The sequence below is a fragment of the Jejuia sp. G7-7 genome, from assembly GCF_055808955.1.
On the sequence record NZ_JBVVSZ010000002.1, the window covers coordinates 1,833,850 to 1,859,794 of the forward strand.

Annotated in this window: 18 protein-coding genes and 1 pseudogene; 10 read left to right on the forward strand and 9 right to left on the reverse strand. The window is 32.4% G+C overall.

The annotated features are described in order from the left end of the window. From AC0L5U_RS18670 to AC0L5U_RS18680, 3 genes are read right to left on the reverse strand one after another with little or no spacing between them, the layout of a single operon-like run. Positions 1–2,022 carry an alpha-2-macroglobulin family protein gene (locus tag AC0L5U_RS18670; RefSeq protein WP_473417938.1) on the reverse strand — a complete coding sequence of 674 codons (2,022 nt, stop codon included), beginning with the start codon at positions 2,020–2,022 and terminating at the stop codon, positions 1–3. Beyond that, positions 1,941–2,999 (reverse strand): alpha-2-macroglobulin family protein, encoded by a 1,059-nt coding sequence (locus tag AC0L5U_RS18675; protein WP_473417939.1) that lies wholly within the window; start codon positions 2,997–2,999, stop codon positions 1,941–1,943. Before AC0L5U_RS18675 ends, AC0L5U_RS18670 begins: the two co-directional genes overlap by 82 nt. A gap of 56 nt (positions 3,000–3,055) precedes the next feature. After that, positions 3,056–6,172 (reverse strand): MG2 domain-containing protein, encoded by a 3,117-nt coding sequence (locus AC0L5U_RS18680; RefSeq protein ID WP_473417940.1) that lies wholly within the window; start codon positions 6,170–6,172, stop codon positions 3,056–3,058. 213 nt (positions 6,173–6,385) lie between these two features. On the opposite strand from AC0L5U_RS18680, the gene AC0L5U_RS18685 reads away from it, so the two are divergent. Both AC0L5U_RS18685 and AC0L5U_RS18690 read left to right on the forward strand, forming a co-directional pair. Then, positions 6,386–7,327, forward strand: a complete 942-nt coding sequence (locus AC0L5U_RS18685; RefSeq protein WP_473417941.1) for a tetratricopeptide repeat protein — start codon at positions 6,386–6,388, stop codon at positions 7,325–7,327. A 267-nt stretch (positions 7,328–7,594) separates the two neighbouring features. Next, positions 7,595–8,950 (forward strand): UDP-N-acetylmuramate--L-alanine ligase, encoded by a 1,356-nt coding sequence (locus AC0L5U_RS18690; RefSeq protein WP_473417942.1) that lies wholly within the window; start codon positions 7,595–7,597, stop codon positions 8,948–8,950. Positions 8,951–8,957: 7 nt separating this feature from the next. On the opposite strand, the gene AC0L5U_RS18695 is transcribed toward AC0L5U_RS18690, so the two are convergent. Then, entirely contained in the window at positions 8,958–9,782 is an 825-nt protein-coding gene (locus tag AC0L5U_RS18695) for an O-methyltransferase (RefSeq protein ID WP_473417943.1), read from the reverse strand. 171 nt (positions 9,783–9,953) lie between these two features. Here AC0L5U_RS18695 and AC0L5U_RS18700 point away from each other — a divergent pair, with 171 nt between their 5' ends. Then, positions 9,954–11,348, forward strand: coding sequence for a hypothetical protein (locus AC0L5U_RS18700; protein WP_473417944.1), 1,395 nt, complete (start codon positions 9,954–9,956; stop codon positions 11,346–11,348). Positions 11,349–11,365: 17 nt separating this feature from the next. Here the strand turns inward: AC0L5U_RS18700 and AC0L5U_RS18705 are convergent, their stop codons facing one another. The 4 genes from AC0L5U_RS18705 to AC0L5U_RS18720 form a co-directional block, all read right to left on the reverse strand. Next, complete coding sequence (locus AC0L5U_RS18705) at positions 11,366–12,553, reverse strand: N-acetylmuramoyl-L-alanine amidase family protein (protein ID WP_473417946.1); 1,188 nt, start codon at positions 12,551–12,553, stop codon at positions 11,366–11,368. A 104-nt stretch (positions 12,554–12,657) separates the two neighbouring features. After that, positions 12,658–12,912 (reverse strand): hypothetical protein, encoded by a 255-nt coding sequence (locus tag AC0L5U_RS18710; RefSeq protein ID WP_473417947.1) that lies wholly within the window; start codon positions 12,910–12,912, stop codon positions 12,658–12,660. After that, positions 12,905–13,300, reverse strand: a complete 396-nt coding sequence (locus tag AC0L5U_RS18715) for a hypothetical protein (protein ID WP_473417948.1) — start codon at positions 13,298–13,300, stop codon at positions 12,905–12,907. The genes AC0L5U_RS18710 and AC0L5U_RS18715 overlap by 8 nt, the downstream gene beginning before the upstream one ends. A gap of 11 nt (positions 13,301–13,311) precedes the next feature. After that, positions 13,312–13,857 (reverse strand): RNA polymerase sigma factor, encoded by a 546-nt coding sequence (locus tag AC0L5U_RS18720; protein WP_473417949.1) that lies wholly within the window; start codon positions 13,855–13,857, stop codon positions 13,312–13,314. Positions 13,858–14,088: 231 nt separating this feature from the next. Here AC0L5U_RS18720 and AC0L5U_RS18725 point away from each other — a divergent pair. The 3 genes and pseudogenes from AC0L5U_RS18725 to AC0L5U_RS18735 all read left to right on the forward strand — a co-directional run bounded on the left by AC0L5U_RS18725 (position 14,089) and on the right by AC0L5U_RS18735 (position 18,551). Next, positions 14,089–15,704: pseudogene (locus AC0L5U_RS18725) on the forward strand (CTP synthase). Positions 15,705–15,832: 128 nt separating this feature from the next. Then, the gene (gene yidC, locus AC0L5U_RS18730; RefSeq protein ID WP_473417950.1) at positions 15,833–17,728 is read left to right on the forward strand and encodes a membrane protein insertase YidC; all 1,896 of its coding nucleotides are present in this window, start codon (positions 15,833–15,835) and stop codon (positions 17,726–17,728) included. 85 nt (positions 17,729–17,813) lie between these two features. After that, positions 17,814–18,551, forward strand: coding sequence for a toxin-antitoxin system YwqK family antitoxin (locus tag AC0L5U_RS18735; protein ID WP_473417951.1), 738 nt, complete (start codon positions 17,814–17,816; stop codon positions 18,549–18,551). A gap of 60 nt (positions 18,552–18,611) precedes the next feature. Here AC0L5U_RS18735 and AC0L5U_RS18740 read toward each other — a convergent pair whose 3' ends face one another. Next, positions 18,612–19,961 (reverse strand): fasciclin domain-containing protein, encoded by a 1,350-nt coding sequence (locus AC0L5U_RS18740; protein ID WP_473417952.1) that lies wholly within the window; start codon positions 19,959–19,961, stop codon positions 18,612–18,614. Positions 19,962–20,192: 231 nt separating this feature from the next. Here AC0L5U_RS18740 and mnmA point away from each other — a divergent pair, with 231 nt between their 5' ends. The 4 genes from mnmA (at position 20,193) to AC0L5U_RS18760 (ending at position 25,664) form a co-directional block, all read left to right on the forward strand. Then, positions 20,193–21,380 (forward strand): tRNA 2-thiouridine(34) synthase MnmA, encoded by a 1,188-nt coding sequence (gene mnmA / locus AC0L5U_RS18745; RefSeq protein WP_473417953.1) that lies wholly within the window; start codon positions 20,193–20,195, stop codon positions 21,378–21,380. Positions 21,381–21,441: 61 nt separating this feature from the next. Further along, complete coding sequence (locus AC0L5U_RS18750; protein ID WP_473417954.1) at positions 21,442–23,013, forward strand: S8 family serine peptidase; 1,572 nt, start codon at positions 21,442–21,444, stop codon at positions 23,011–23,013. Next, a complete protein-coding gene (locus AC0L5U_RS18755) occupies positions 23,013–23,954 on the forward strand; it encodes an NAD(P)H-dependent flavin oxidoreductase (protein WP_473417955.1) in 942 nt (313 codons plus the stop codon). Before AC0L5U_RS18750 ends, AC0L5U_RS18755 begins: the two co-directional genes overlap by 1 nt. 39 nt (positions 23,955–23,993) lie before the next feature. After that, a complete protein-coding gene (locus tag AC0L5U_RS18760) occupies positions 23,994–25,664 on the forward strand; it encodes a sulfatase family protein (RefSeq protein ID WP_473417956.1) in 1,671 nt (556 codons plus the stop codon). Positions 25,665–25,945 lie beyond the last annotated feature (281 nt).

A 25,945-nucleotide genomic window follows, 5' to 3' on the forward strand; every position in this document is an offset into this window, starting at 1 on the left:
TTATTCAATATTAATTCTAATACCATCACTATGGCTACTAAATTCAGGTGCATACATACTCTGAATGGTGGTTATACCATTACTCATATTACCTGCATTATTCACTCTTAAGTCGTATTCAAAAACATAAATACCTTTAGGTAAATAATCAAAGAAAAAGTTTGTGCTAGCATCTTTTGTACTTTCATAATACCCCAAGCCATCTTGCCATTTGTATTTAGAAATCACGTTTACGGGTTCTAATCCAGAAGCTCTCATGTCTTTCATATGTAAAAATTCCATATTTCTGTCGCTACGTAATTCAATACGAACTCTTACCAAATCTCCCACTTTTAAATCGGTTTCAGAAGTGATTTCTGAAATTTCTTCGCCTTTATCTGTATTGGTTTTAAGGAATAATTTTTTATTTAATTTCAGCGGTGTCTCTGCTGAAGTAATTTTATCCAAATCCTCAAAATATTGCCAATACAAAGCACCCCAAGCAATACCTTTTCCTTTTTTAGTAATTTTTACTTCTCCCATTTCAGGTTTAATATCAGATGAATTCCAAGATGTTTTATAATAGCCAGTTCCAGCTTCAACTTTAACATCTTCTAGTTTTGAAGGTTCTATTTGCTGTCCGCCTAAAACTACATCAACCATATCTGTTACAGACAACCAATCGCTTCCTTGAAGCAATAAAGCATAAACAGCTTCAGTAGTGGCTTTGGTTGTTTTCCATTGGTTAGTTTGTTTGTTTTTAAGTAACCAGATTTTTAAGTTGTCTATAGTTTTAGTGTCGTTTTCAATTTCTCCAAAAGCTTCAATTAATAAGGCTTGCGTTTCTATAGGTGCTTGATACCAATACCATGAGTTTATGTTTGCTTTCCAGTACATGCCTAATTCTTCGGAAGTGATGCTTATTTCTTTTAGAGATTTTAAAATTTTAGAAGCAGTTTTAGCATCATTAGCCCTATGCGAAATTAAAGCCATTAAACCTTTTGAATATAAAGAGCGCGATAACCAATAATTTTGGATTTGCGTTTGATAGTAATTTATAATTGTTTCAACTTCTTTTGATTTTTTTATCCCTGGAAAAAAGCTTCGCATGTATAAATAATGTAATTGCGTATGGCTTAAATGGTCTTTATTTAAGTCTACTTTTGCATCGTATTTTCTAATGTCTTTGTATTCTTTTATGAATTGCGTATCAAGATAGTTAATGGCTTTTGAAATCATTTGATAATGAGATTTCTCATCGTTTGCCCCTTGCTCTGTTGAAATGGCATTCAATTTATTTAAGTGTCCGAAACCAGCAATAATATGTTGGGTAATGTATCGGTTTTCGTAACCGCCTTTAAACCAAGACCAGCCACCAGAAGCCATTTGATTGCTTTTTAGTTTGTTCATGGCAGATTGCAATTCATTATTCATTTTATTCAAATCGAATAATAAAGCAATTCGTTTTTTCTGTTCTGTTTCACTTTGTGCATCACGCAACCAAGGTGTTTCTTGTATTAAAATGGACTTTAGTTCTTCATTCTTTTCTAAATTAGAAAGCAAAGCATCTGTATTTCTCCATTGCTTAAAAACGGCCTGAATTCTTGGATTTGAATTTGCAATATGGCTAGCCAAAGCATTAGCGTAATATCTCGAAAATGTTTGCTCATTACACTCATAAGGATATTCCATTAAATAAGGCAATGCTTGGACTGCATACCACGCAGGATTGGAAGTCATTTCCAAAGTCAACTTATGATGTTTTAGCGTTGTTGAGGTATTGGTTTTTAATTTATCTAAAGTGAATATTTTTGTTTGGTTACTTCTTATCCACATCGGTAAAGTTTCGGTAACCAACATTCTGTTTGATAATACAGGTAATGCATTTTGCTCGCCATCACTAAAGTCGCCTGATTTTGCAATCACTTTATATTGTACTGCTTGCACGTTATCTGGAATATTCAATTGCCATGATACGCTAGTATTACCTGAAGGAGCGACAGAAAAAGAAGAAGCCCCCGTCCCCCTCTGTCCTTCGGACATCTCCCCGGAAGGGGAGAACTTAGCAAATTCTGGGTAATGTCTTTTCCAGAAATAGCATCGGTTAAAATTAATTTTGCGTGTCCTGAAAGTTGGTTTTCTGTGAGGTTTGCAATTTTTGCGCTGATAGTAATATTATCTCCTTCTCGTAAAAATCGTGGTGCGTTGGGAATTACCATCAATTCTTTTTGGGTAACTGTGGTTAAAGTTTTAGTAGCACTTTCTAAAGTTTTGGTATGTGCCAATAATTGCAGTTTCCATTGGGTTAAGGCTTCTGGTGTTGTAAAACTGAAACTTATGTTGCCTTCAGGATCTGTTTTTAACTGCGGAAAGAAAAAGGCAGTTTCTTGAAGGTTTTTACGGATTTTGATGTTGTCGAAGTTTGGTTTTTCTTCTTTTTCTTTTAAAATTTTTCCTATAACTGTTCCTTCTCCTTGTTCGGTTTCAGAACTATAAACTATCGCTTTATCATCAGATTCGTTTAAAACAATAACTTGTTCTAATTTAGAATCTGATTTAAACATTTCCGTAGCCTCTTTACTTGAAGCTTTTCTAGTTACAATTACGTTGTCTACTGCTCCAGGAGAGCCAGATGTAAAACCATAAACAGCTCTAGCTAACCTATTTTGTCTTTCATTCCCAAAATACAACCCTAACCAATTCAATTGGTCATAAGTTTGATTAGTATAATTGGCACGAAATCTATCTTGATAAATTCTAAAATTCTTATTCCCAAAACTTTGATTTGCTCTTGAATTTCTGTGAGCGTAATAGGTTGGATTGTTTATGGGATTAAAATTCCAAGCATGCGATTTAAATTGGTCTAAAGAGGCATCATACATGCTAGCCAATAATTCAGCACTTACTTTATCGCCATAAGGGCCTTTAATTTTAAATTGCCAGGATTCATCAGTTCCAGGTTGTAACTTATCTCTAAACGTTAAAGTTTCAATCTCTAAATTGGTTTTTGGATAAGGCACAGCTATCAACTCAGAACCTGACTGGAAACTATTTGCAAAAGCAAAACTGTAATGAATTACAAAACCGCCCAGATCATTTGTGTTAACTGGAACTGAAATGTTTTTTTAGAATTATTTAAAGTGATAATTTCAGTTTTAATAATCTTTTTATCCTTTTCTACTGAAATCGTGACAACTAAATTGTTAGCACAAGACGCTAAAGTTATGTGTGCTGTATCTCTAGCATTGTATGATGATTTATCTGTTGTAATACTGAATAGTTGATGGTCTGCTAAGGTTTTGTCAGCAGTACTAAAAAGAGTTGTTTTAACTTCATCTTTAACCAATTGCCCAAACTTATCTTTGCTTTCAAGGGTAATAAGGTATTGACCTGAAGTCCATTTTTTGAGTTTTCCCAGTTTAACAGCTTTAGAGGTTTTAGTGTCAAATGATTCCTCTAAAACCAATGCGCCTTTTTTCCAATTGTTACTATTATGTTCGTTAGTATAAGCATCATGAGGGAATAATTTTTTAAAGTTTTCTTTAGAAATCTCTTGATAATCTGGCGCAACCCATGGACGAGGTCGTAATACCGAATTGGGTGCTTCTAACTTATAAATTTTAATTGTTCCTTTTGCAGGTACAAATTCGCCATTTAAGTTTTTGGTGTCAATGGTAATGCTGTGGTCTTTTTTAGTTTTATCTAAACGCTCATCGATACTTAAATTAGCAGTCAACGCATGATAACCAACATTTACAACAGTTGTTGCGCTTCTGGTTTCGCCATTTAAATCGGTAATATCGGCAGTAACTTCATATTTAAAAATTGGGAGACTGCTTTTGTCAACGCTTTGATCTGGAATGGCTTTAAATGTAATTTCAAATTCGCCTTTGTCATTTGTGATGCTTTCGCCATGAGTAATTTCTTGAGGTTCACTATTTATATAAGGTCTGTGCCAAAAATACCAACGCGGGTATTGTACTTTTCTATGCACGCGGTACACCACTTTAGCGTCGGTAATGTTACTGCCAGCGTATGCCAAAGCATTTCCTTTTATGGTAATAGAATCATTAATTTTAAAGGTTTCAGTAATGGGGGTGAATTTGGTTTCAAACTTTGGACGTTTGTATTCTTCGACTGAAAAATATTTAAACATTCTAAATTTATTAGATTTTGATGTTATCTCGATACTAAATTCACCAGTTAAGGTGTTATTTGGAAGAATAAAACTTCCAGCTATCGAACCAAACTCGCCAGTTTTTAACTGTAATTTAGAAACTTCTTCACGATTTACATTTAAGAGGCTAATAATGATATCTTCATTTTCTAAAACCTCAGATTTACCATCTTCAGTTTTCATAGCAATGGCTTTAAAATAAACCGTTTGTGCTGGCCTGTATATACTTCTGTCTGTAAATAAAAATGATGTATAACTTATGCTTTGTTTTTGGTCTTTAAAATATTGATTCAAATAATAATCCCCAAAATAAGCAACATCATTACCGTTTCTAACTTTTAAATTTACGTTTCTGTACCAACTATTACTTTTTTCAATTTTAATTTCTCCTAAAGTATTTGAGCGGTAATCTTTAATTTGTTTAATCTTTGAACCTCTGGGGAAATAGGACATAATAACATCAGCATTCGCAATTGGTGTACCATTATTTCTGTTAATAATTTGAAATATTTTATGCTGAGGTGTTTCATTTTCAACCAATGCCAAATTTGTGACTTGAACATGGGCAAATGCAAAATTATTGGCGTTGCTCTTTTTGGTTGAAGCCACAATTAAATACTTACCATTGTTTAATTTTGGCATTAAAACCTCAGTAGTATGCCTCTGAAAATCGTTTTCGTTTTTAAGCGTGTTATCCCATGTTTCAGAAGCATCCATTTTTTGAATGAACGCCCATTGCTCATCTTTTCTATACGTTTTATTGAATTTCTTAAATTGCTTTTCAGATAATTTATAAGCTTTAAACGAAATAAAATCTAAATTTTTATAGCTGACTAATATGCGTGCAGGCTTTTGAATTGGTAAAAAGGACTCTGAAGTAATTTGAAGGGTTTCTTGTTCAATTTGAGATTTTAAAACTACACAATTTTCTGCCCCTTTGCTTTTAGTGAATTTTGAGATAACGCTGTTACAGATTTCAATAGCATCTTTAGCTTTCCAACGGTTCACCTCATTTGTTCTTGCATTGTATTGAGAGCTTTGTTGATAGTAAGTTGAAGCTATTTCAAAATCATATAAACCAGAAACTTCATGCGTTTTTAAGCGATTACTTTCGGTTTGTAAACTCTTTAAATAGATGTCTTGTTTATCATTAAACGTAGCATGTTGATTTATAAACTTCAAACGCTCAATATTAACATCAGCTAAAGCAAAAGGCGATGCATCTTTTAAATGAAACCTAATTAAATTTTTGTAAATCTTTAAAGCGTTTAATTGCAGCGAAGTTTCGTCTTTCGATTCAATGTTTAAAACCGAAAATGTTTCAGCATCTGTTAAAAACTCAGGATTATCGATTTCAAACTTATAAGCAGGCTTGGTAATATGTGTTTCATTGGTTTTGTAAAATTCTAAAGCCGTATGACTTAAAAAATCAAACAACGTTGGTCTGTAAATTTTAGAATCTTTTTGTGTATTTAAAAGCGCATCATATTTATTCAAAGGTTCTAATTGCAGGAGTAAACCATTATCTAAAGATTTTTGATAATGCTTATGAATTTCATCAAAAAGCGTTTGTAAATCCCATGTTCTAAAATCATCAGTATCTACTTTTTCAGAAGTTTTGGTACGGTTATAAAATTTCCATCTGTTTTGCTGAAAATATTGCCAATACAAATTCGCCAAAATACTTTCTAAAACATTTTTTACTGGGAATTCATTGTCGTTAATCGAAGTTTTAAAATCATTGATAATATTTAATTGCGCATCTTCCTCAATAACCAAAGCATATTTGCTTTTAAATAGCATGGTTTTAATAAGTTGTGGATGGTTTTTATCAGTATTAGCTTGCGTTTCAATACGCTCTACAATTTTCAAAGCAGATTTTGGTAAACCCTCATTCTCCAATTTTTCTACTTCGCTCCATAAATCCTCATAATTAGAGTTTTGCGCGTTAGAAAAGGTTGAAAATAATAGTATCATAACTAATAAAAGTGACTGTTTTATATATGCTGAATTCATTTCAGTATGGGTTTAATATTGTCTCCAAACTACATTCAAAAGCCATTCCAAAAAACAATAAATGGGTAAATGGTGGCGTTGAGTGAGGGAAGTTAATCATTTTGTGGGTAAAATAGTCGTCTCAAGTATTAATGAAATGCTAAATCTTAAGATTATCTTAATCAGAAAATAAACTCGTCTAAAAAAAGTTATTTTTGTGATGTTATGAAAAACATGTTGCTCCTTTTTTTACTACCTATTTTAAGCTTTTCTCAGAGTAATTTGGATGAGGTAGAATCACTTTTTAAGCAAAACCAGTTCAAAAAAGCTGAAACTATAGTTAAAAAATATTTAGAAAAACATCCTGATAATTTAGAAGCAATCGAGCTTTTAGGAGATGCTTACGGACATCAAAAAAAATGGAATGATGCCATTGACGAATACGAAAAATTAGTAGAAGCAAAACCCGAAACAGCCAACTATCATTATAAATATGGCGGAGTTTTGGGCATGAAAGCACTCGAAAATAAATTTAAGGCCCTAGGTTTTATAGGCGATGTAAAAAATGCATTTATTAAAGCTGCCCAACTGGATAAAAATCACATCAATGCACGTTGGGCATTGGTGGAATTGTATATGCAACTTCCGGGGATTATTGGCGGTAGTAAAAGCAAATCGTTAAAGTATGCTGAGGAACTGGAACAGCTTTCTAAGGTTGATGGTTACCTTGCAAAAGGCTATGTGTATGAGTATGACGACGAACCCGAATTAGCTGAGAAATATTATAAAATGGCTATTAAAGAAGGCGGTTCATTAACCTGTTTTGATAAGCTTACCAAATTCTACGAAAATAAAAAGCAACCTCAAAAAGCTATCGCAAATTTAGAGGAAGCAAAAAAACACCACCACAGAAATGCATTACATTACCAAATAGGTAAAGTGGCCGCAGAATACAATTTAGAGTTAGAGAAAGGCAAAAAATGTCTGCAAATTTATTTAGATAATTATTCTGCCGAGGATGGTGTTCCAAAGGCATGGGCACACTACCGTTTGGCGCAAATTTACACTTACAAAAGCGATAAGAAAATGGCGCTAAAACACATCAATACTGCCATTACCGAACTTCCAAAAATCAAACCGTTTCGAGTACAAAAGGAGCGAATTTTGAAGATTTAGTTCTGTTTATAACGTAGAGTTGCGCTGAGAACCACGGAGACGCTCAGAGAGTTTTTAACTAAAGATTAGAATTTGTAATGTTCATTCAAATTATTAAAGTGATTAAGTATTTTTCTGCGCATACTCCGCGCATCTCCGTGAAACAATAATTTTTAAACTTTGCATCTTAACCCCTTTGCGCGACAAAAACAATTTCAGTAAACCTTGAAGAAACAACTAATCCACAAATAATTTGGAATTTGCCTCATGTAATTTGATATTTGTTTTATGAACGTACATTTTATAGCCATTGGTGGTGCAGCAATGCACAATTTAGCATTAGCACTCCACAATAAAGGATACAAAGTAACAGGTAGCGACGATACTATTTTCGATCCTTCAAAATCTAGATTAGAAGCAAAAGGCTTACTACCAGAAACCTTTGGTTGGTATCCAGAAAAAATCACTAAAAATTTAGATGCCATCGTTTTAGGTATGCATGCTAAAGCAGATAATCCAGAGCTATTAAAAGCCCAAGAATTAGGACTTAAAATTTACAGTTACCCAGAATTTTTATACGAACAATCTAAACACAAAACCAGAGTTGTAATTGGAGGAAGTCACGGAAAAACAACCATTACTTCTATGATTCTACATGTTATGCATTATCACGACAGAGATGTAGATTATATGGTAGGCGCACAATTAGAAGGTTTTGATGTGATGGTAAAACTAACAGAGGACAACGATTTTATAGTTCTAGAAGGCGATGAGTATTTAAGTTCTCCGATAGATAGACGTCCAAAATTTCATTTATACAAACCAAATATTGCGTTGTTAAGTGGCATTGCTTGGGATCATATAAATGTATTTCCAACCTATGAAAATTACGTTGAGCAGTTTAGCATTTTTGTGGATTCAATCGTTAACGGCGGAAATATCAATTACAACGAAGAAGACCCTGAAGTAAAGCGGGTAGTAGAAGCAAGCGAAAATACCATTAGAAAAATTGCCTATAAAACTCCAGAATACACCGTTGAAAACGGACAAACACTTTTAGAAACTCCCGAAGGCGATTTACCAATAGAAGTTTTTGGAAAACACAACTTAAATAATTTGGCTGGCGCAAAATGGATTTGCCAACACATGGGTATAGACGAAGACGATTTTTATGAAGCTATTTCAACTTTTAAAGGCGCAAGCAAACGTTTAGAAAAAATTGCCGAAAGCACAACAAGTGTTGCCTATAAAGATTTTGCACATTCGCCAAGTAAAGTTGAAGCCACAACAAATGCCGTAAAAGAGCAATACCAAGACAGAACTTTAGTGGCATGTTTAGAATTGCACACCTATAGCAGTTTAAACGCCGAATTTTTAAAAGAATACAAAGGGGCACTCGATGCAGCCGATGTTGCTGTAGTTTTTTATTCTCCACATGCTGTAGAAATTAAAAAACTAGATAAAGTAACCCACGAACAAATCGCCGAAGCTTTTGAGCGTGAAGATTTAATTATTTATACCAATCCAGACGATTTTAAAGATTTTCTGTTCTCTCAGAATTTTGATAACAAAGCCTTGTTATTAATGAGTTCTGGTAATTATGGCGGTTTGGATTTTGGTGCTGTTAAAGGTTTAATCCGTTAGATGCTGATTAGTATGAAAGGTGTAAGTTAAAATGTTTTTTATCTAAAGTCGCTTTTTTATCTATGATTACTAAACCTTGTTCATATAAGTCTATAGAATAATTGACATCCTTGTCATTCATAATAATTTGCCACGCTTCTTTCATTTCTTTACTCCAGTAAATATCATCAAATACAAAAAGAGTTGGAGAACTTATAGTTGATTTTAGCGTATTAAAATAGTCTAGTGTTGGTGCTTTTTTATGGTTACCATCAATAAACAATACGTTAAAAAGAATATCTTTTTTTATAATTTTTGGAAACGTAGTATCATACAAGCCTTCAACAACCTCAAAATTAGATGTTGGAGTTATGGTTTTAAACTGTTGCGAAGCTATTTCGCATAGTTTAGGCAAGCCTTCCATTGTTACAAAATAACCATTCTTGTTTTTTATAGCTTCCAAAATATAAGAACCAGAAATCCCTAAGTTTGTTCCTATTTCTAAAACTTGTGGCGCATCAAAACCTTTTATAATCATATACAAAAACTCACACCATTTAGGTGTAGAGGCAGCTTTTTTACATATGTCTTTAACTAGAGCAGTTTGGTTTAATCCAAAAACTTCATAACTAATTACTCTCATATCATTAAGAAGACAATTTCTGTAAGTTTCACACCTTGAAAAAGTATCAATATCTTCTTTTGAATAAGAACTGTTTTTTACAGTTTTAAAAGCCTGAACTATGTGTTGTAGTGTTTTGTTGTCTATTTCAGTTAATTCTTTTAATGTGTTTTGTTGACGAAGTCGTCTTTTGAGAATTAAACTATGTTTGTCGATTTTCTTTGAAATCATAAATTTTGAGTACTACCCTATGTTAAGTTGTAAAGCTCCTAAAAATAGTTGGAATTAGCGATGAAATGAAGAATATATTTTTAAGATTTCAATAAGAAAACAGGAAAATATTTCCTATTTCTGTAACTCAATGAAAAAAATAATACTTATAATTGTAAGTAATCCAAACTAATGAAGCTAAAGAGACGTTTTTATGATTCATCTATAAATCTAAGTGATATAGCTTTTGAGCGATTAATCTTAGGTGTTTTAATAGGTTTGGCATATGCATTAGCAATATATGGATTTGCTTATTTAATTAGAGAGTCAATTAGGCTAATGTCTAGTGGTTTTGGACACTTGCCTAATATTTTAAGTGAAAATGAAAGAAGCATTTATAATTGGTTTTTTGCCGCATTGTCGTTAATTTTTGGAAATTCAATTGCAATAAGTATTATTCTCGGAGGTACAAATCATTACTTTGGAAAAAAACAGATTAAAAGTAGAAGAATAATAAATGATCAATTGTTTTTAAACTCATCTTTCTCCTTTTGGTTTTTGAAGATATGCTACATCTTTGGGATTTTTTCAATGTCTTTTACAGATTTTAACTTTCTGCCTGAATTTATCTGTTTTATGATAATTCTTGTAATAGTACTATATCTTGAAATATGGAAAACGCTTAGTTTGGTTATTAGAAGGAGGCGGTTTAAAATAATGATAGTACATTTTATACTATTTGTAACTTTTTCTTATGGTTTATCTAATTTTGAACTTATTAATTATAAGCATATAGATAATAATCAATTAAAGTTTAAGCCTTTAATTGAATTGCCAACATCTTATTATAACAATGTCAATTCTTTTTATTATTACAGCGATGTATATTTAAAAGAAGAAGAAAAATTAAAACTTTCATTTGGTTATTATGAAAACGATTTAAATAATAGTTATCTAGATTTTATTGAAGATAAGAGCGACCTATATGAGCCATATCAAGCAAAAATGGCTATTAGAGTATCAGCAAATAGAGATGCCAAAATGGAAACAATTAAATTGGTTGAAGATCAAATAAAGAAAGCTGAAATAAACTATGTGATTTGGGCAACATTTGAAGAAGATTTAAATGCTACTCGATTTTCAAACAATGGAATTAAAATTAAATTGAAAGATAGAGGTTATCAAGAATTTGATATTCTACATGGCTTCCATATCAGAAAAACGCGTTTCTTTAAACTAGAGAAAAATAATACCTCCAATGATACTTTAAAAGTGCGAATTGGGAAAACTTTATTTATTAATGATGTTATGACTTCAAAGCATCAATTAGTTGAAAGTTTTGAAAGTAATATTAATAAGAATACTATATTTCAATATGAGTTCAATTCCAATACTAAATACCAAGATTATATAACTGTTTTATCAACTCATTTAGCTGTAATAGATACTTTAAGAGAAGAAAACAGTAAAGTTAAACTGAAGTTTGATAAAGAAAATTTAAGATACACAAATAAAGAAGAATTTATAAATGAGAAACAACAACTTCGGTATAAATATCCTTTTTTAATGACTGAAAAATATTATTAAAATAAATTTTAGAAAACTTAGTTCTCCCCAAAATCCATCAACAACCCACTATAAATCCAATTTGCTAAAGCATCTCTATTTTCATAATTAAGAATCCGTTTTTGGTCTTTTTTATTTTTAATATTACCCAATTCAATATATACCATTGCAGGTAGCGTGTTTTTAATCACATACAAACCTCTTGGGCTTACAGAGCCTGAGTATGTTCTATTAGGTTGGTGTTTGGCATATTTCCGTTTAAACGAATTATGAATATTTTGAGCTAGCTTTTTACCACTTTTACTTTTGTTATGATGGTAGAAAAACACATCAATATTTTTGCCTTTGCTTCGGCTATCAATGTGGGTTACTATTAAGCGTTGGTAGGCACCTTTATGTTTTAAGAATAGTTTATTTACTGCTTTTGTACGTTGCCTTAAGCGTAATTTTTGACTCAGGGAAATTGGACTGTTTGGATAGCACACTTCATCGTGATCTACTTCCAAAATTTTGTCATCTCTAATCCCATCATTTTCATCTTTAATAATAATGTAAACCTTTGCACCGTTTGCAATTAGTTTTCTCGCCAATCGTAAAGTAACATCGTAAGCGTATTCATCTTCAGAAATTAATTTGCTATTATAAGTTTCAATCGCGCCTGGATCGGGACCACCATGGCCAGAAATTAAATAATAGATGGCACCTTTTAAAGTTTTACTTTCTATAGGTACATCTTCATATGCTTTCCCGAAAATTGGTGTTTTAATTTGTGCGATGTTAACAACTGTGTCTTTTGGTTTTGGAATGGATTTAACAGGCACAACTCTTTTAGGAAGACTGTCTTTTACGGGAAGAGTTTTTGGAACTGAAATTGAGTCTGCTTCCTTGATTGGAAGCAAATAAGCTTCGCCAATGAGTAAGCTATTATTAGGTTTTAATCTGTCTTTATTGAGTTCAATAAATGTTTTGTAATGGATTGTAGGTTCAAAACCATTTTTTCTAAGAATGGAATAAACCCCGTCTCCTTTTTCTGCGGTAACTTCTTTGTGAGGTGTCTGCGCGAAAGTCGAAATGCTTATTAAGATAGAAAAGAATACTAAATTTAAAGTTCTGATTTTCTTAAACGATAAAAAGTTATTGATACTGTTTTTGAAACTAATTAAATACTGAAATATTAAGAACGCTTTAATCTTCTTTTTATTTTTAAAACAGTATAATTTGAGCATGAAATAGTATTCGTTTGAAACAAATATATACGATTTCTTTTTAGATGAAGTACATCAATTATAATGATTTGAAGATTTAGAGTTTTCTTGAAATTTTACAACCCCTAATCAGGTAAAGCATCACAATAAAAACCTTGTGCTTTTATTTGATGTATTACATCGCTTTCATTCAAATTCCCAATAGCTTCTATTTTTAAAACATTGTCTATGTCTTCTATATCGATAGACCATTCTAAAATATTAGAATGGTTATCAAAAAATGGTTTTATGGCTTTTACTCTTTTTTCTGTCTTAATATCAGTTCGAAGTATAAATAGTTTTTTTTGCAAATCGTGATTGAAATAATAAAAGTTAATCATTGGGTTCTAGTTCATTAGTTACACGTTGTAAATAGTCTTCATAGGCTTTGTTACCTTCTTCTTTCCAAAATTTATCGTAGTGTTTCCATTTAGAAAAGTCGCTTTTAGAATCTTTTTCGCAGGAAGATTTAGAGCTTTTTGAAGAGGTACAACTATCTCCCCCAAATCCGCTAATAAGAATTTTGGATAAGACAAAGATTCCGACTGCTTTCCAATAGTTAACTTCGGGTAGTCCAAACAGTTCTGGCATTAACCAATTCCATAACCACATGATTATGAAGCCAAAAAGTGTTGCTAATCCTATTACGGCAATAATTCCGAAAATGATCATTCCAGCAATCTCTCCTGGAGATTTGCCTCTTAGTTTATGTTTAAAAAAATTCGACATATTATTTTTATTTAATTAATTGTTTCTTTTTTAAGTTTTAGTTTTTTGTAAAGCAAAGAAATTGCTCTATGGCGTCTAGACATTAATGTACCTAACGGAATTCCAGTTTCATGAGCTATTTCCTTATAATTATAGCCTTCAAAATCTACTGCGATAATGATGTCTCGATATTCGGATTTTAGGCTTAAAATGGCATTTTTTAACTCGGTTTTCATGTGTTCAGAATAGGAATTGTCTTCATCTTCATAAACAAGTGTAGCAAAGGCGAAAAGTTTTGTTTCGTTATCATTTTCTTGATGATGTATTGTTTTACTATTAGCGCGCATAACATCTATAATTTTATTTTTTATAGCACGGTATACAAAACCTGCAACATTATTTATAGGCGAATAGCGTTCTGCTCCAGAAAATAATTTTAAAGCCACATCTTGTATGATGTCTTCTGCATCACGGTTTACGCTTGCCCTAAGTTTAGAGTTTACATAAGTTTTAAGTGAGTGGTATTCTTCACTAAAAAACGCATTTAGCTTTTTACTGTTTTCTGATTGATGATTCATTTAAAGGCGCTTTTTAAAGGCTCTTCAATTATAAAGACGCAAGATTTTTAACCTATTGCGTTTTTTTAGAATTATTTTTAAAGTAAGACGAGTGAGAAGGGAAATTGTATCAAGAAAATCAATAATTTATTGTCAATTACTTCTGTTAATAACAATCCTTGAAATATCTAAAAAACAATTCCCATATAACTATTTTAATTTTGTAAATTTGCCTGCGTTTATAAGCGCAACATGACAAGCAAGACAAAGTACATCTTCGTAACCGGTGGGGTTACATCTTCATTAGGTAAAGGTATTATTGCCGCATCTTTAGCCAAACTATTACAAGCTCAAGGTTATAGAGTTACCATTCAAAAACTAGATCCATACATTAATGTAGATCCAGGAACATTAAATCCTTACGAGCATGGTGAGTGTTATGTGACCGAAGATGGTGCGGAAACCGACTTAGATTTAGGACATTACGAGCGCTTTTTAAATGTGCCTACAAGTCAAGCGAACAATGTAACTACAGGTCGTATTTACCAAAGCGTAATTCAAAAAGAACGTGAAGGTAAATTTTTAGGGAAAACGGTTCAAGTTGTGCCTCATATTACAAACGAAATTAAACGACGTGTTCAAATTCTAGGAAAATCAGGAGATTACGATATTGTAATTACTGAAATTGGTGGAACGGTTGGAGATATAGAATCGTTACCTTACATAGAAGCTGTACGTCAATTACGTTGGGATTTAGGTGAAAATAATGGACTCGTAATTCATTTAACTTTAGTACCATATCTATCTGCTGCTGGGGAATTAAAAACCAAACCAACACAGCATAGTGTAAAAACATTGATGGAAAGTGGAGTACAAGCCGATATTTTGGTGTGTAGAACTGAACATAACTTACCAAAAGATTTACGCAGAAAATTAGCCTTGTTTTGTAATGTAACTGCCGATTCTGTAATTCAATCTATTGATGCATCTACTATTTATGATGTACCTAATTTGATGTTGAAAGAAGGATTGGATAAAATAGTACTCAAAAAGTTAGATTTAGAAAGTACAAAGCCAGATATAGCTAATTGGAATAAATTTGTACGACGTTATAAAAATCCTAAAACCGAGGTTAATATTGGTTTAATAGGTAAATATGTAGAATTACAAGATTCTTATAAATCTATATTAGAATCCTTTATTCATGCAGGCGCAGCAAACGAAGTTAAGGTTAATGTAGAGTCAGTACATTCTGAGTATTTAAATGATGAAAACACAGAGTTAATGCTTGGGCATTTAGATGCTGTTTTAGTAGCTCCTGGTTTCGGAGAACGTGGTATAGAAGGGAAAATATCAGCCGTAAAATACGTTAGAGAAAATAATATTCCTTTTTTAGGTATTTGTTTAGGAATGCAAATGGCAGTTATAGAATTTGCACGAAATGTGTTAAATCTAAAAAATGCCAATTCTACCGAAATGGATCCCGATACTTTACATCCAGTAATAGATTTAATGGAAGAGCAAAAACCATTAAAAATAAAGGAGGTACTATGCGTTTAGGCGCATGGGATTGTGCATTAATGCCAGATAGTAAAGTTGCAAAAGTTTATAAAACAGAAAATATTAAAGAACGCCACAGACACCGTTACGAGTTTAATAGCGATTATAGATTTCAAATTGAAAAAGGAGGTATGCAAGCCACAGGTTTAAATCCTAAAACTGAATTGGTTGAGATTGTAGAAATATCAGATCATCCTTGGTTTGTAGGTGTACAATACCACCCTGAATATAAAAGTACTGTAGCAAATCCGCATCCATTATTTGTTGCATTTGTAAAGGCAGCTTTAAAACATAAAAATTCAAAATGATGTCATTGTGGCATTTAATGATAAACTGGATAGTTTTTTGTTAAACACTAAACCTAATCAAACAATTCGTTATTCAAATTGAATTTAAATTAAATTTTAAGTTTCACTCAGAATAACACCAACTATATATGGAAGAAAAGAAATTTGATATTAAAACTATAATAGGCTACGCATTAATTTTTGGTCTAATTATATTTTGGTTTTATAAAAATCAACCCACTCCTGAAGAATTAGAAGCGCAAGAGAAAGCGAAACAAGAGCAGGTTGAAACTGAGAAATTAGCTAAAGAGGAAAAGCAAACTTTAGTCAAAACTTCTGATAATTTTAAAATAGATTCTAATTTAGATTCGCTTCAGCAAGTTCAATTAAAAAATAAGTTAGGAGTTTTGGCATATTCTGCTTCAAGAGCTACTGATAAAGAAACTTTAGTTGAAACAGATGTGTTTTCGCTGAAATTCAATAATAAAGGAGGTTACTTATCTGAAGTAAAACTTAAACAATTTGTAGATTATGATTCTATTCCTATTTATATTGTTAAAGATGGGAATGCAGCTTTCAATTTAAATTTTGGAACTACTGATAGTCGTGTTTTAAACACTCAAGATTTATATTTTGAGCCTACTGTATCCAAAAACGGAGAAAATACAATTGTTTCAATGAAATTTAAGGTGTCTGAAACCAAGTTTTTAGAATACCGCTACGAGTTAAAACCTGACGATTACATGATTGATTTTAGTGTAAAATCTCAAGGTTTAAGTGATGTGATTAACAGTTCTCAAACTATTAATTTAGATTGGGAATTGAAGGGTTATAGGCATGCAAAAAGTATTTCATATGAAAACAGATATACAGATGTGCATTATGAATATGAAGGCGGGAAAGCAGATTATACAGGAGCACGCGATGCAGATGAAACTCTGGAAGATGTTACTTGGATAGGTTACAAACAACATTTCTTTTCTTCAGTTTTATTAACTGATACTGCCTTTAAATCGGCAACAATCAAAACTGAAAATTTGGTTGAAGATGAAGAAATAGATACTGTATATACAAAAATGTTTGCATCTAAAATGCCTTTAGAATTAAAGGGAGGCGAAATCAATGAGTCTATGGACTGGTATATTGGACCTAATGATTTTAATGTTCTAAATAGCTACAATAGAAATTTAGATGAAATAGTACCATTTGGTTGGGGTATTTTTGGATGGATTAACCGTTATATTTTTATGCCATTATTTGGCTTCTTGGGTGGTTTCTTACCTTACGGTATTGCTATTGTTGTGATGACAGTTTTAGTAAAAATACTATTGTCTTTTGTACAATACAAACAGTTCTTGTCTCAGGCAAAAATGAAAATTTTAAAGCCAGAGTTAGATGCTATTCGTGAGAAGCATAAGGATAATAAAATGAAGGCGCAACAAGAAACTATGGCGTTGCAAACCAAAGCAGGAGCGAGTCCGCTTGCAGGGTGTTTACCTGCTTTAATACAGTTGCCTGTATTTTATGCGTTATTCCAGTTTTTCCCATCGGCGTTTGATTTAAGACAGAAAAGTTTTCTTTGGGTAGAAGATTTATCATCTTATGACACTATTGCTGAATTGCCATTTCATATCCCATTTTACGGAAGTCACGTTAGCTTGTTTCCTATTTTGGCATCAATTGCTATTTTCTTCTACATGCGTTTAACTACTGGACAGAACATGCAGTCGCAACCACAACAGGAAGGGATGCCAGATATGGCTAAAATGATGAAATATATGATGTATTTCTCACCAATAATGATGCTGTTCTTCTTTAATAATTATGCATCTGGATTGAGTTTGTATTACTTCATATCAAACGTTATTAGTATCGGAATCATATTGGTAATTAAAAATTATATTTTGGATGAAGACAAAATTCACGCCCAAATTCAAGAGAATAAAAAGAAACCAAAAAAACAAAATAAGTTTCAAACTAAAATGAAAGAAATGATGGAGCAAGCGGAAAAACAGAAACAAATGCAACAAAAAAAGAAGAAATAATTTAAAGCTGCCTTTTGGCAGCTTTTTTGTTTACAAGAATTCAGGAATATTAACGTTTCTATTATGTTCACTTTAATAATTTTAAATGAAAAGATTACTGTCATTCTGTTTCTTCTTGATGATCTTAAGTTCGTCTTTTGCTCAAACTGTCAATCAATTTGATGCTAGAGGAAAGCGTCATGGTATTTGGCGAAAAACATTTGATAGCACCGAAATATTAAGGTATGAAGGTGCATTCAATCACGGAAAAGAAACAGGATTATTTAAGTTCTACAAAAATATAAAAGGAAAAGCAGTACTTACCGCAACGCGACAATTTAATGATACTAGTGCTATAGCTGAGGTTAAATTTTTTACTTCAAAAGGAAAGGTTATTAGTGAAGGTCGTATGCGGCATAAAACCTATATAGGTACATGGAAGTATTATCAGAAAAATTCTGACAAACTATTAACTTTAGAACATTATAGCGACTCAGGACAATTAGATGGGGAAAGATATGTCTATTTTAAAAACGGTCAAATTGCTGAAAAAACATATTATAAAAGTGGAAAACTAGAAGGAGAAGCAATAAACTACACACTAAAAGGCAGGGTTTTAAAAACTTATTTCTATGAGAATGGAGAGTTAAATGGCGAATCAAAATATTACAATCCTAAAGGAGAGTTAATTGCTCAGGGATATTATAGAAGAGGGAAAAAGCATGGTATTTGGAATTACTATGAAAAAGGTAAGTTAGTAAATACCAAAAATTTCACAGTTGAAGGAAAATATAAGCCCAAAGAAAAAAGCCCCTTAAATTTCTTTAAGGGACCCTTTTCATAGACAATTTTACTAACTATTATCATCAAAACTTGCCTATTCTAAACAAACCAAACTATATTTTTATTCTGCTCCTGGTAAAGCTACTTTATTAAGTACGTGAATTACACCATTTCCTGCTTGAACATCAACCTTAACGATTCCAATATCTTCATTTCCTGCGCCATCTTCAACATCTGCAATATTTCCATTTGTTCCAGGTAAGGTTATTGTTAAATTTTGACCTTGTAAGGTTGCTGCAGGAGTATCTCCATTAGCGTTAAGGTTACCAGATTGAACGTTAGCGCCTCCAACTACATGATGTAGTAAAACCTGAGTTAATGTTGGTTCAGCTGGAACAGTAATAGCATCAAAAGCTGTATTAACTGGCGCGAATACTGTAAATGGTGGGTTAATATTATCTCCATTGCCGCCATCAGTTCTTGACAAAATACCAGCGAAATCGGTAGCAGGTGTTAGCGTTGTAAGTGCTGATACTAAAGTTGAGAAATTTGGATCAGCAGCAGCAAATGTAACTACCGTAGGTATAGTAATTACTTCATTAATGGCGTGAATTATTCCGTTTGTTGCAACTAAATCTGGTACAGTAACTTTAATTGTTTCTCCATTGAAAGTAACATCTCCGTTACGTACATTATAGTATAGACTTATGTTTTTCATTCCGGGGCCAGTTGCTAATGTATTGGTGTAACCAGCTTCTGCTGTAACTAAATCAGAAGATTGAACAACACTACCTAATACATGGTTGAGTAATACGTTTACTAATGCATCTCCAGAAGGGATTGCAGGTAAAGCATTAAATGCATCATTGTCTGGAGCTAATACTGTAAATGTGCCAGGACTGCTTAAAGTTGTTACCAAGTCTGGAGTTAAAGCACCTGTTAACGTGCTAAAGTTTGAATTAGCAGTAGCTAGTGTTGCTATTGAAGGTAAACTTATTACGGCATCAACAACATGAATGATACCGTTTGTAGCATCTATATTGACGTTATTTATATCAACATTAGATACGCCATTTAATTTTACGCCATTAGAGGTATCAACAAACATGCTAAGGTTTAAACCTGTACCTTCTTGAGTGGCAAGAGTACTAATGTAAGTAGTACTTAAACTTGTTGATGGAAATTCTCCATCAATGACATGATTTAATAATACTTGTGTTAATAAGTCTACTGGTACATCATTTATTGTGCTGAAATTATTAGCAGTTAAAAACGAATCAAAAGCAGTATTCGTAGGTGCAAATACTGTATATTGTCCAGCGCTATTAAGTGTAGTTACAAGGTTTGCACGTTGTAAGGCTTGCACCAGAGTACTTAAACCAGGACTTGCAATTGCAATTTCTGATATTGTTTCAGGAGTAATTATGACTGTGTTGTCATCGTCATTACTACATGATACTAATAAAAACACAGCTATTAAACTTAGTGATAATTTTTTGAAGATTTTTTTCTTTTCATGGTTTTATTTTTTTTTGTTCAACAAATTTAATAATAAATTAAACAAAAAAGCAAATTTTGTTTCATAAAACTTTGTAAAAATTAAACAAAATAACTAAAAAGTGTATTTCATCGATGGATTTACTGTTAAACAAAAGCAACTAAATTATGTATCTTTGCATCCTAAATTTGTTTTTTAGTAAAAATGAAAAGGGTAGTTATTGGGCTTTCTGGTGGTGTAGATTCTAGTGTTGCTGCTTATCTTTTAAAGGAGCAAGGGTATGAAGTTATTGGCTTGTTTATGAAAAACTGGCACGATGATTCTGTGACCATCTCAAATGAATGCCCATGGTTAGACGATAGTAATGATGCGATGCTAGTTGCAGATAAATTAGGAATTCCTTTTCAAACTGTAGATTTGAGTGAACAATATAAGGAGCGAATCGTTGATTATATGTTTCATGAATATGAAAAAGGTAGAACACCTAATCCTGATGTGCTTTGTAATAGGGAAATAAAGTTTGATGTCTTTATGAAGATTGCTTTAGAACTTGGTGCAGATTATGTGGCTACTGGTCATTATTGCAGAAAAGGTTCGATTATTAAAGATGAAAAAGAGGTTTTTCAACTCTTAGCTGGGTTAGATAGTAATAAAGATCAGTCTTATTTCTTATGCCAATTATCTCAAGAGCAGTTGTCAAAATCACTATTTCCAATAGGAGAGTTAACAAAACCAGAAGTCAGAGAAATAGCTACAAAACTTGATTTAGTAACTGCCGAGAAAAAGGATTCTCAAGGGCTATGTTTTATAGGTAAAGTGAAATTACCAGATTTTTTACAGCAACAATTAAAACCTAAAGAAGGGGTAATTGTTGAAGTTCCTCAAGATGAAGATATATTTCATAATCAAAGAGGTAACTTCAATACAAAAGAGGAAGAACTCAAATATCTATCCAGAAAAGTAGAATATACCCTCAATAAAGGAAAGGTAGTTGGTAAACACCAAGGAGCTCATTATTTCACTAAAGGGCAACGAAAAGGGCTTGCAGTCGGCGGCACACCAGAACCTTTGTTTGTTATAGATACAAATGTTGAAGACAATGTGATTTATACTGGGCAAGGAAAAAATCATCCTGGCTTATTTAAAAAAGCACTTTTTATAACCAATGACGAATTACATTGGATACGAGAAGATTTAGCTTTGGAAGTTGGCCAAACCATGGACGTTTTGGCAAGAATTAGATACAGACAATCTTTAGAGAAAGCAACACTCCATAAAGTAGCATCTGGGTTGTATATTGAATTTGAAAATTTTCAATCTGCAATTACCGAAGGCCAATTTGCGGCTTGGTATATTCATGATGAGTTAATTGGTTCTGGAGTTATTTCGTAACTTAGTGATTCCAAATCATTTTGTTATGAAAAGCAAATCGTTTTTTTTAATCTTATTTCTCATGTCGTTATTGCTAAATGCCCAAGAAGATGCTTGGGTGTATTTAAGCGATAAAGAAAACGTAGCTATATCCATAGCAAATCCTATTTCCATTCTTACACAAAAGGCAATTGACAGAAAGAACAGGCATGGTGTTAGTATTGATGCTCGCGATGTTCCTGTAAACGAAACTTATATCACCCAACTTAAAAATGCAACAGGTATAACTGTGCTAGCGAAGTCTAAATGGTTTAATGCAGTTCATGTTAGGGGAGATGTATCGGATATTCAAGCTTTAGAAGGTTTAAGCTATATCAGTACTATTGATTATGCCGATAAAAGTTTGAATGCCAGTAAGTTTTCAAAAGAAAAGAAGGTGTCTAAATTAGAAGGTTTTTATACAACTTTTGATTATGGTAATGCAGCAAACCAAATTGAAATGATTAATGGCGATGATTTGCATTTATTAAACTACACAGGTACAGGAATGACCATTGCAGTAATAGATGCCGGTTTTCCTAATGTAAATGTGATGACTTCATTTCAAAGAGTAAGAACAGCTGGAAACATTAAAGGAAGTTACGATTTTGTAAATAGAGCTATTGATGTTTATACAGGCACAACAAGTACACATGGTACTTGGGTTTTAAGCGATATGGCTGGTTATATTGAAAATGATTTTGTGGGAACTGCACCAGATGCCTCTTATTATTTATTTATAACTGAAAATGCAACAAGTGAAAATCCAGTTGAAGAAAGTTATTGGGTTGAAGCGGCAGAAAGAGCTGATAGTTTAGGAGTAGATGTGATTAACACTTCATTGGGCTATTCTGATTTTGATGGTACAAAATATGATTATTCTCAAGCAGATATGAACGGTAGTACAGCATATATTACCAAAGGAGCTAATATTGCTTTTGAAAAGGGAATGTTGCTAGTAAATTCTGCAGGAAATTCTGGGAATTGGGGTATTACTGCCCCTGGAGATGCTCAGAATGTATTAACTGTTGGTGCTGTAGATGCCTCTGGAGTCCGTGCTTCATTTAGCTCGGTAGGTACAACACATCAGCCCACTCAAAAACCAGATGTTGTTGCTCAAGGTAAAGCGAGTTATATTATTACTGAAAATGATGCAATTGCAACTGCAGATGGAACATCTTTTAGTTCGCCGATTTTAGCAGGTGGTATTGCATGTTTATGGCAAGCATTACCCAATAAAACCAATGCGGAAATTATGCAGTTGGTTCGAGAATCTGCATCACAATTCAATACGCCAGATAACTTTTTAGGCTATGGAATTCCTAATCTTGAATCTGCTTTAAATATGGCTTTATCAAATGATGAATTTGAAGTTGAGTCCAAAGAAATTTTACTCTTTCCTAATCCTTTTAGTAATGAGATTTATGTTAAGTTACCTGTACAAGAAGATGAAAATAGTATGTCTGTTTATGATGTTTTGGGAAAAAGAGTGCTAAATGACAAACTTATTTCAAGTACTAATAAAATTGATGTCTCTTCATTAATTAATGGTGTTTACATAGCAAAAGTTACTTCAGGTAGCAATTCAAAAATTTTCAAAATAGTAAAGCAATAATGCCAAACAAAATCACTAGACTCTTCAATATTAAATACCCAATAATTCAAGCAGGAATGATTTGGAATAGTGGTTGGCGGTTAGCTTCATCAGCAAGTAACTCAGGGATTCTGGGTTTAATAGGTACGGGCTCAATGTATCCTGAGGTATTAAGAGAGCACATTCAAAAATGTAAAAAAGCTACTACTAAACCTTTTGGGGTTAATGTCCCAATGTTGTATCCAGATATTGAAAAAATTATGGATATTATAGTTGAAGAAGGTGTGAAAATTGTGTTTACATCCGCAGGAAATCCTAAAACATGGACTAGTTGGTTGCAAGAAAAAGGCGTTATAGTGGTACATGTTGTGAGTAGTGTAAAGTTTGCATTGAAAGCTCAAGAGGCTGGTGTTGATGCAATTGTAGCCGAAGGTTTTGAAGCTGGTGGCCACAATGGTAGAGATGAAACTACAACACTAACTTTAATTCCTATGGTTAAAGAAAAAATTAAAATTCCACTAATTGCAGCAGGTGGTATTGCGACAGGAAATGCAATGTTGGCATGTATGGTTTTGGGTGCTGATGGTGTTCAAATAGGAAGTCGATTTGTTGCAAGTGAAGAAAGTTCTGCTCATGATGCTTTTAAAAATAGTGTTGTAGCAGCTAAAGAAGGCGATACACAACTTACCTTAAAAGAACTAGCTCCTGTTCGGTTAATTAAAAATAAGTTTTACAATGATGTGCAAGAACTTTATAATAAAGGGGCATCTGCAGAAGAACTCAAATTGCTTTTAGGAAGAGCAAGAGCGAAAAAAGGGATGTTCGAAGGCGATTTAGAGGAAGGTGAATTGGAAATAGGCCAAATATCCGGGTTAATTCATGATATAAAGCCAGTAAATGCTATTGTTGAAGATATAATAAATGAATTTGAATCGGCTAAAAATAAAGTAGCTTCATTATAAAATTGTATTAAAATGAAAAATGTTCTTAAATGTCTTTTTATGTTCGGCTTAATTTTAATAATAAGTTGTGTTAAAGAAGAGGTTAAAAAGAAACCCAATATTCTATTTGTGATGATGGACGATTTAGGATATGGACAATTTGGAGTTTATAATGACACAATTACAACGGCAGATTTTAACCCATTTTTTGTAAAATTAGTTGATAGTTTACAAGGTTATTCTCTTGATAAATCTTTAGAATTCTCAAAAACAGCAATTCCTACTTTAACTACTTTAGCAAAGGATGGTATTCTTTTTACTAATGCTTATACTTCCAGTAATATTTGTGCACCTTCACGTTTAGGTATTGCTACAGGGACTATTCAAAATAGATTTGGTGTTTATACCAATACAGATTGTGAAGCTAGTGGACTCGTTCCTGGAACGCATCTTGCTGAAGGACTTAAAAAACAAGGTTATCGAACAGCTCACATAGGGAAATGGCATATTGGCAAACATGATAAATCTGTTATTACTGACGTTTTAAAAACAAATGGTTTAGATGAAAAAACAAAGATGCCTTTTATAAAAAAGTACCATCCCGATGTTTATAAGCAAATTAGAAATAGTGGTTATTTAGGATCGGTTGTTAATGAACAACACCCTTTGAATAATGGATTTAATTATTATTATGGCTACAATTATTGGGCAAGTCAATTTTATAATTCGACCATTGTTTGGGAAGATTTCAATCACGCTGGGAAACAGGAAGGATATAACACCGATGTGTTTACAGATAAGGCTTTGAAAACTATGGAGTCCTCCATAAAAGCACAAAAACCATTCTATGTACAGTTGCATTATCATGCAGTTCATGATTCACTAGAACCTAGAGCCCCTGAAAAATATTATAGTAGATTTAATTCAGGTTCTCACGATTTAAACAATTTTTACGGACATATTTATGGAGTAGATCATAATATAAATAGAATTGTAGATTTTTTAAAATCTAAAAATGAATATGAAAATACTATAATCGTATTTACCTCAGATAATGGTGCCATGGCAGGAGGGTCATATAATGGACATAAAACAGGGTCTCCCTTGCCAGCAAATGCTCCTTTTCAAGGACATAAAGGGAATTTTCATCAAGGAGGTATTAGGGTGCCTCTATTTATCCATTGGCCAAAAGGAATAAAAGAACCTAAAATATCAAGTAAACTAGTCTCAACTATGGATATTTTGCCCACCGCTTTAGATGTCGCAAAAGCTGAAATTCCTTCTCAAATTGATGGGGAAAGTTTATTACCATTAGTTTTAAATGAAAATGAAAAACCAATACATGATTATTTAATTTGGTCTGGTATTCAATCTTATAAGTGGGGTTTTTTAATCAATAAATCTACTAAAACCCACGCAACCGAACCGCCTTTTGCACCACCATCTTGGGTAGTTATTAAAGATGATTATTTGTTAAGGTATACTGGTGTTTTAGTGAAAGGGGTTTATTTGGAATATTTAGATGGAAGACAACCTGTGTTGGAACTATTTAACATTAAAAATGATCCATTTGAATCTTTTAATATAATAGAAGCGCATCCATTATTAGTTAAAGAGATGTCAGATTTATATTTTGAAGATTCTAAATCTTTTCAACCTCCTTCAAAATGGAAAACTTCTAAATGGGAAGAACTCCAAAAAGAGAATTACATGAAGCTTATATTGAAGTAAATTTTAAATTTAAATGTATTAAAAAAGAGGAAGTTAAAACTTCCTCTTTTAAAATACCGAAACTAGTCACCTTAGTTTTAAATCCCTTTTAAAATGAAAGCAAGTTGTTTCTTTTAGCTATTAAGTCTTATTGAGAGTTTTAAGATTTGGGAAGGCCAAATGTATAAAAATACTACGTGTGACTTTCATTTATTTAACGTAAGTTATTAACATTTGTTAATAATAGTATTTTTAAAAAGAACATTATATAATGTGATAATACAATAGGTAAACTTTACTTT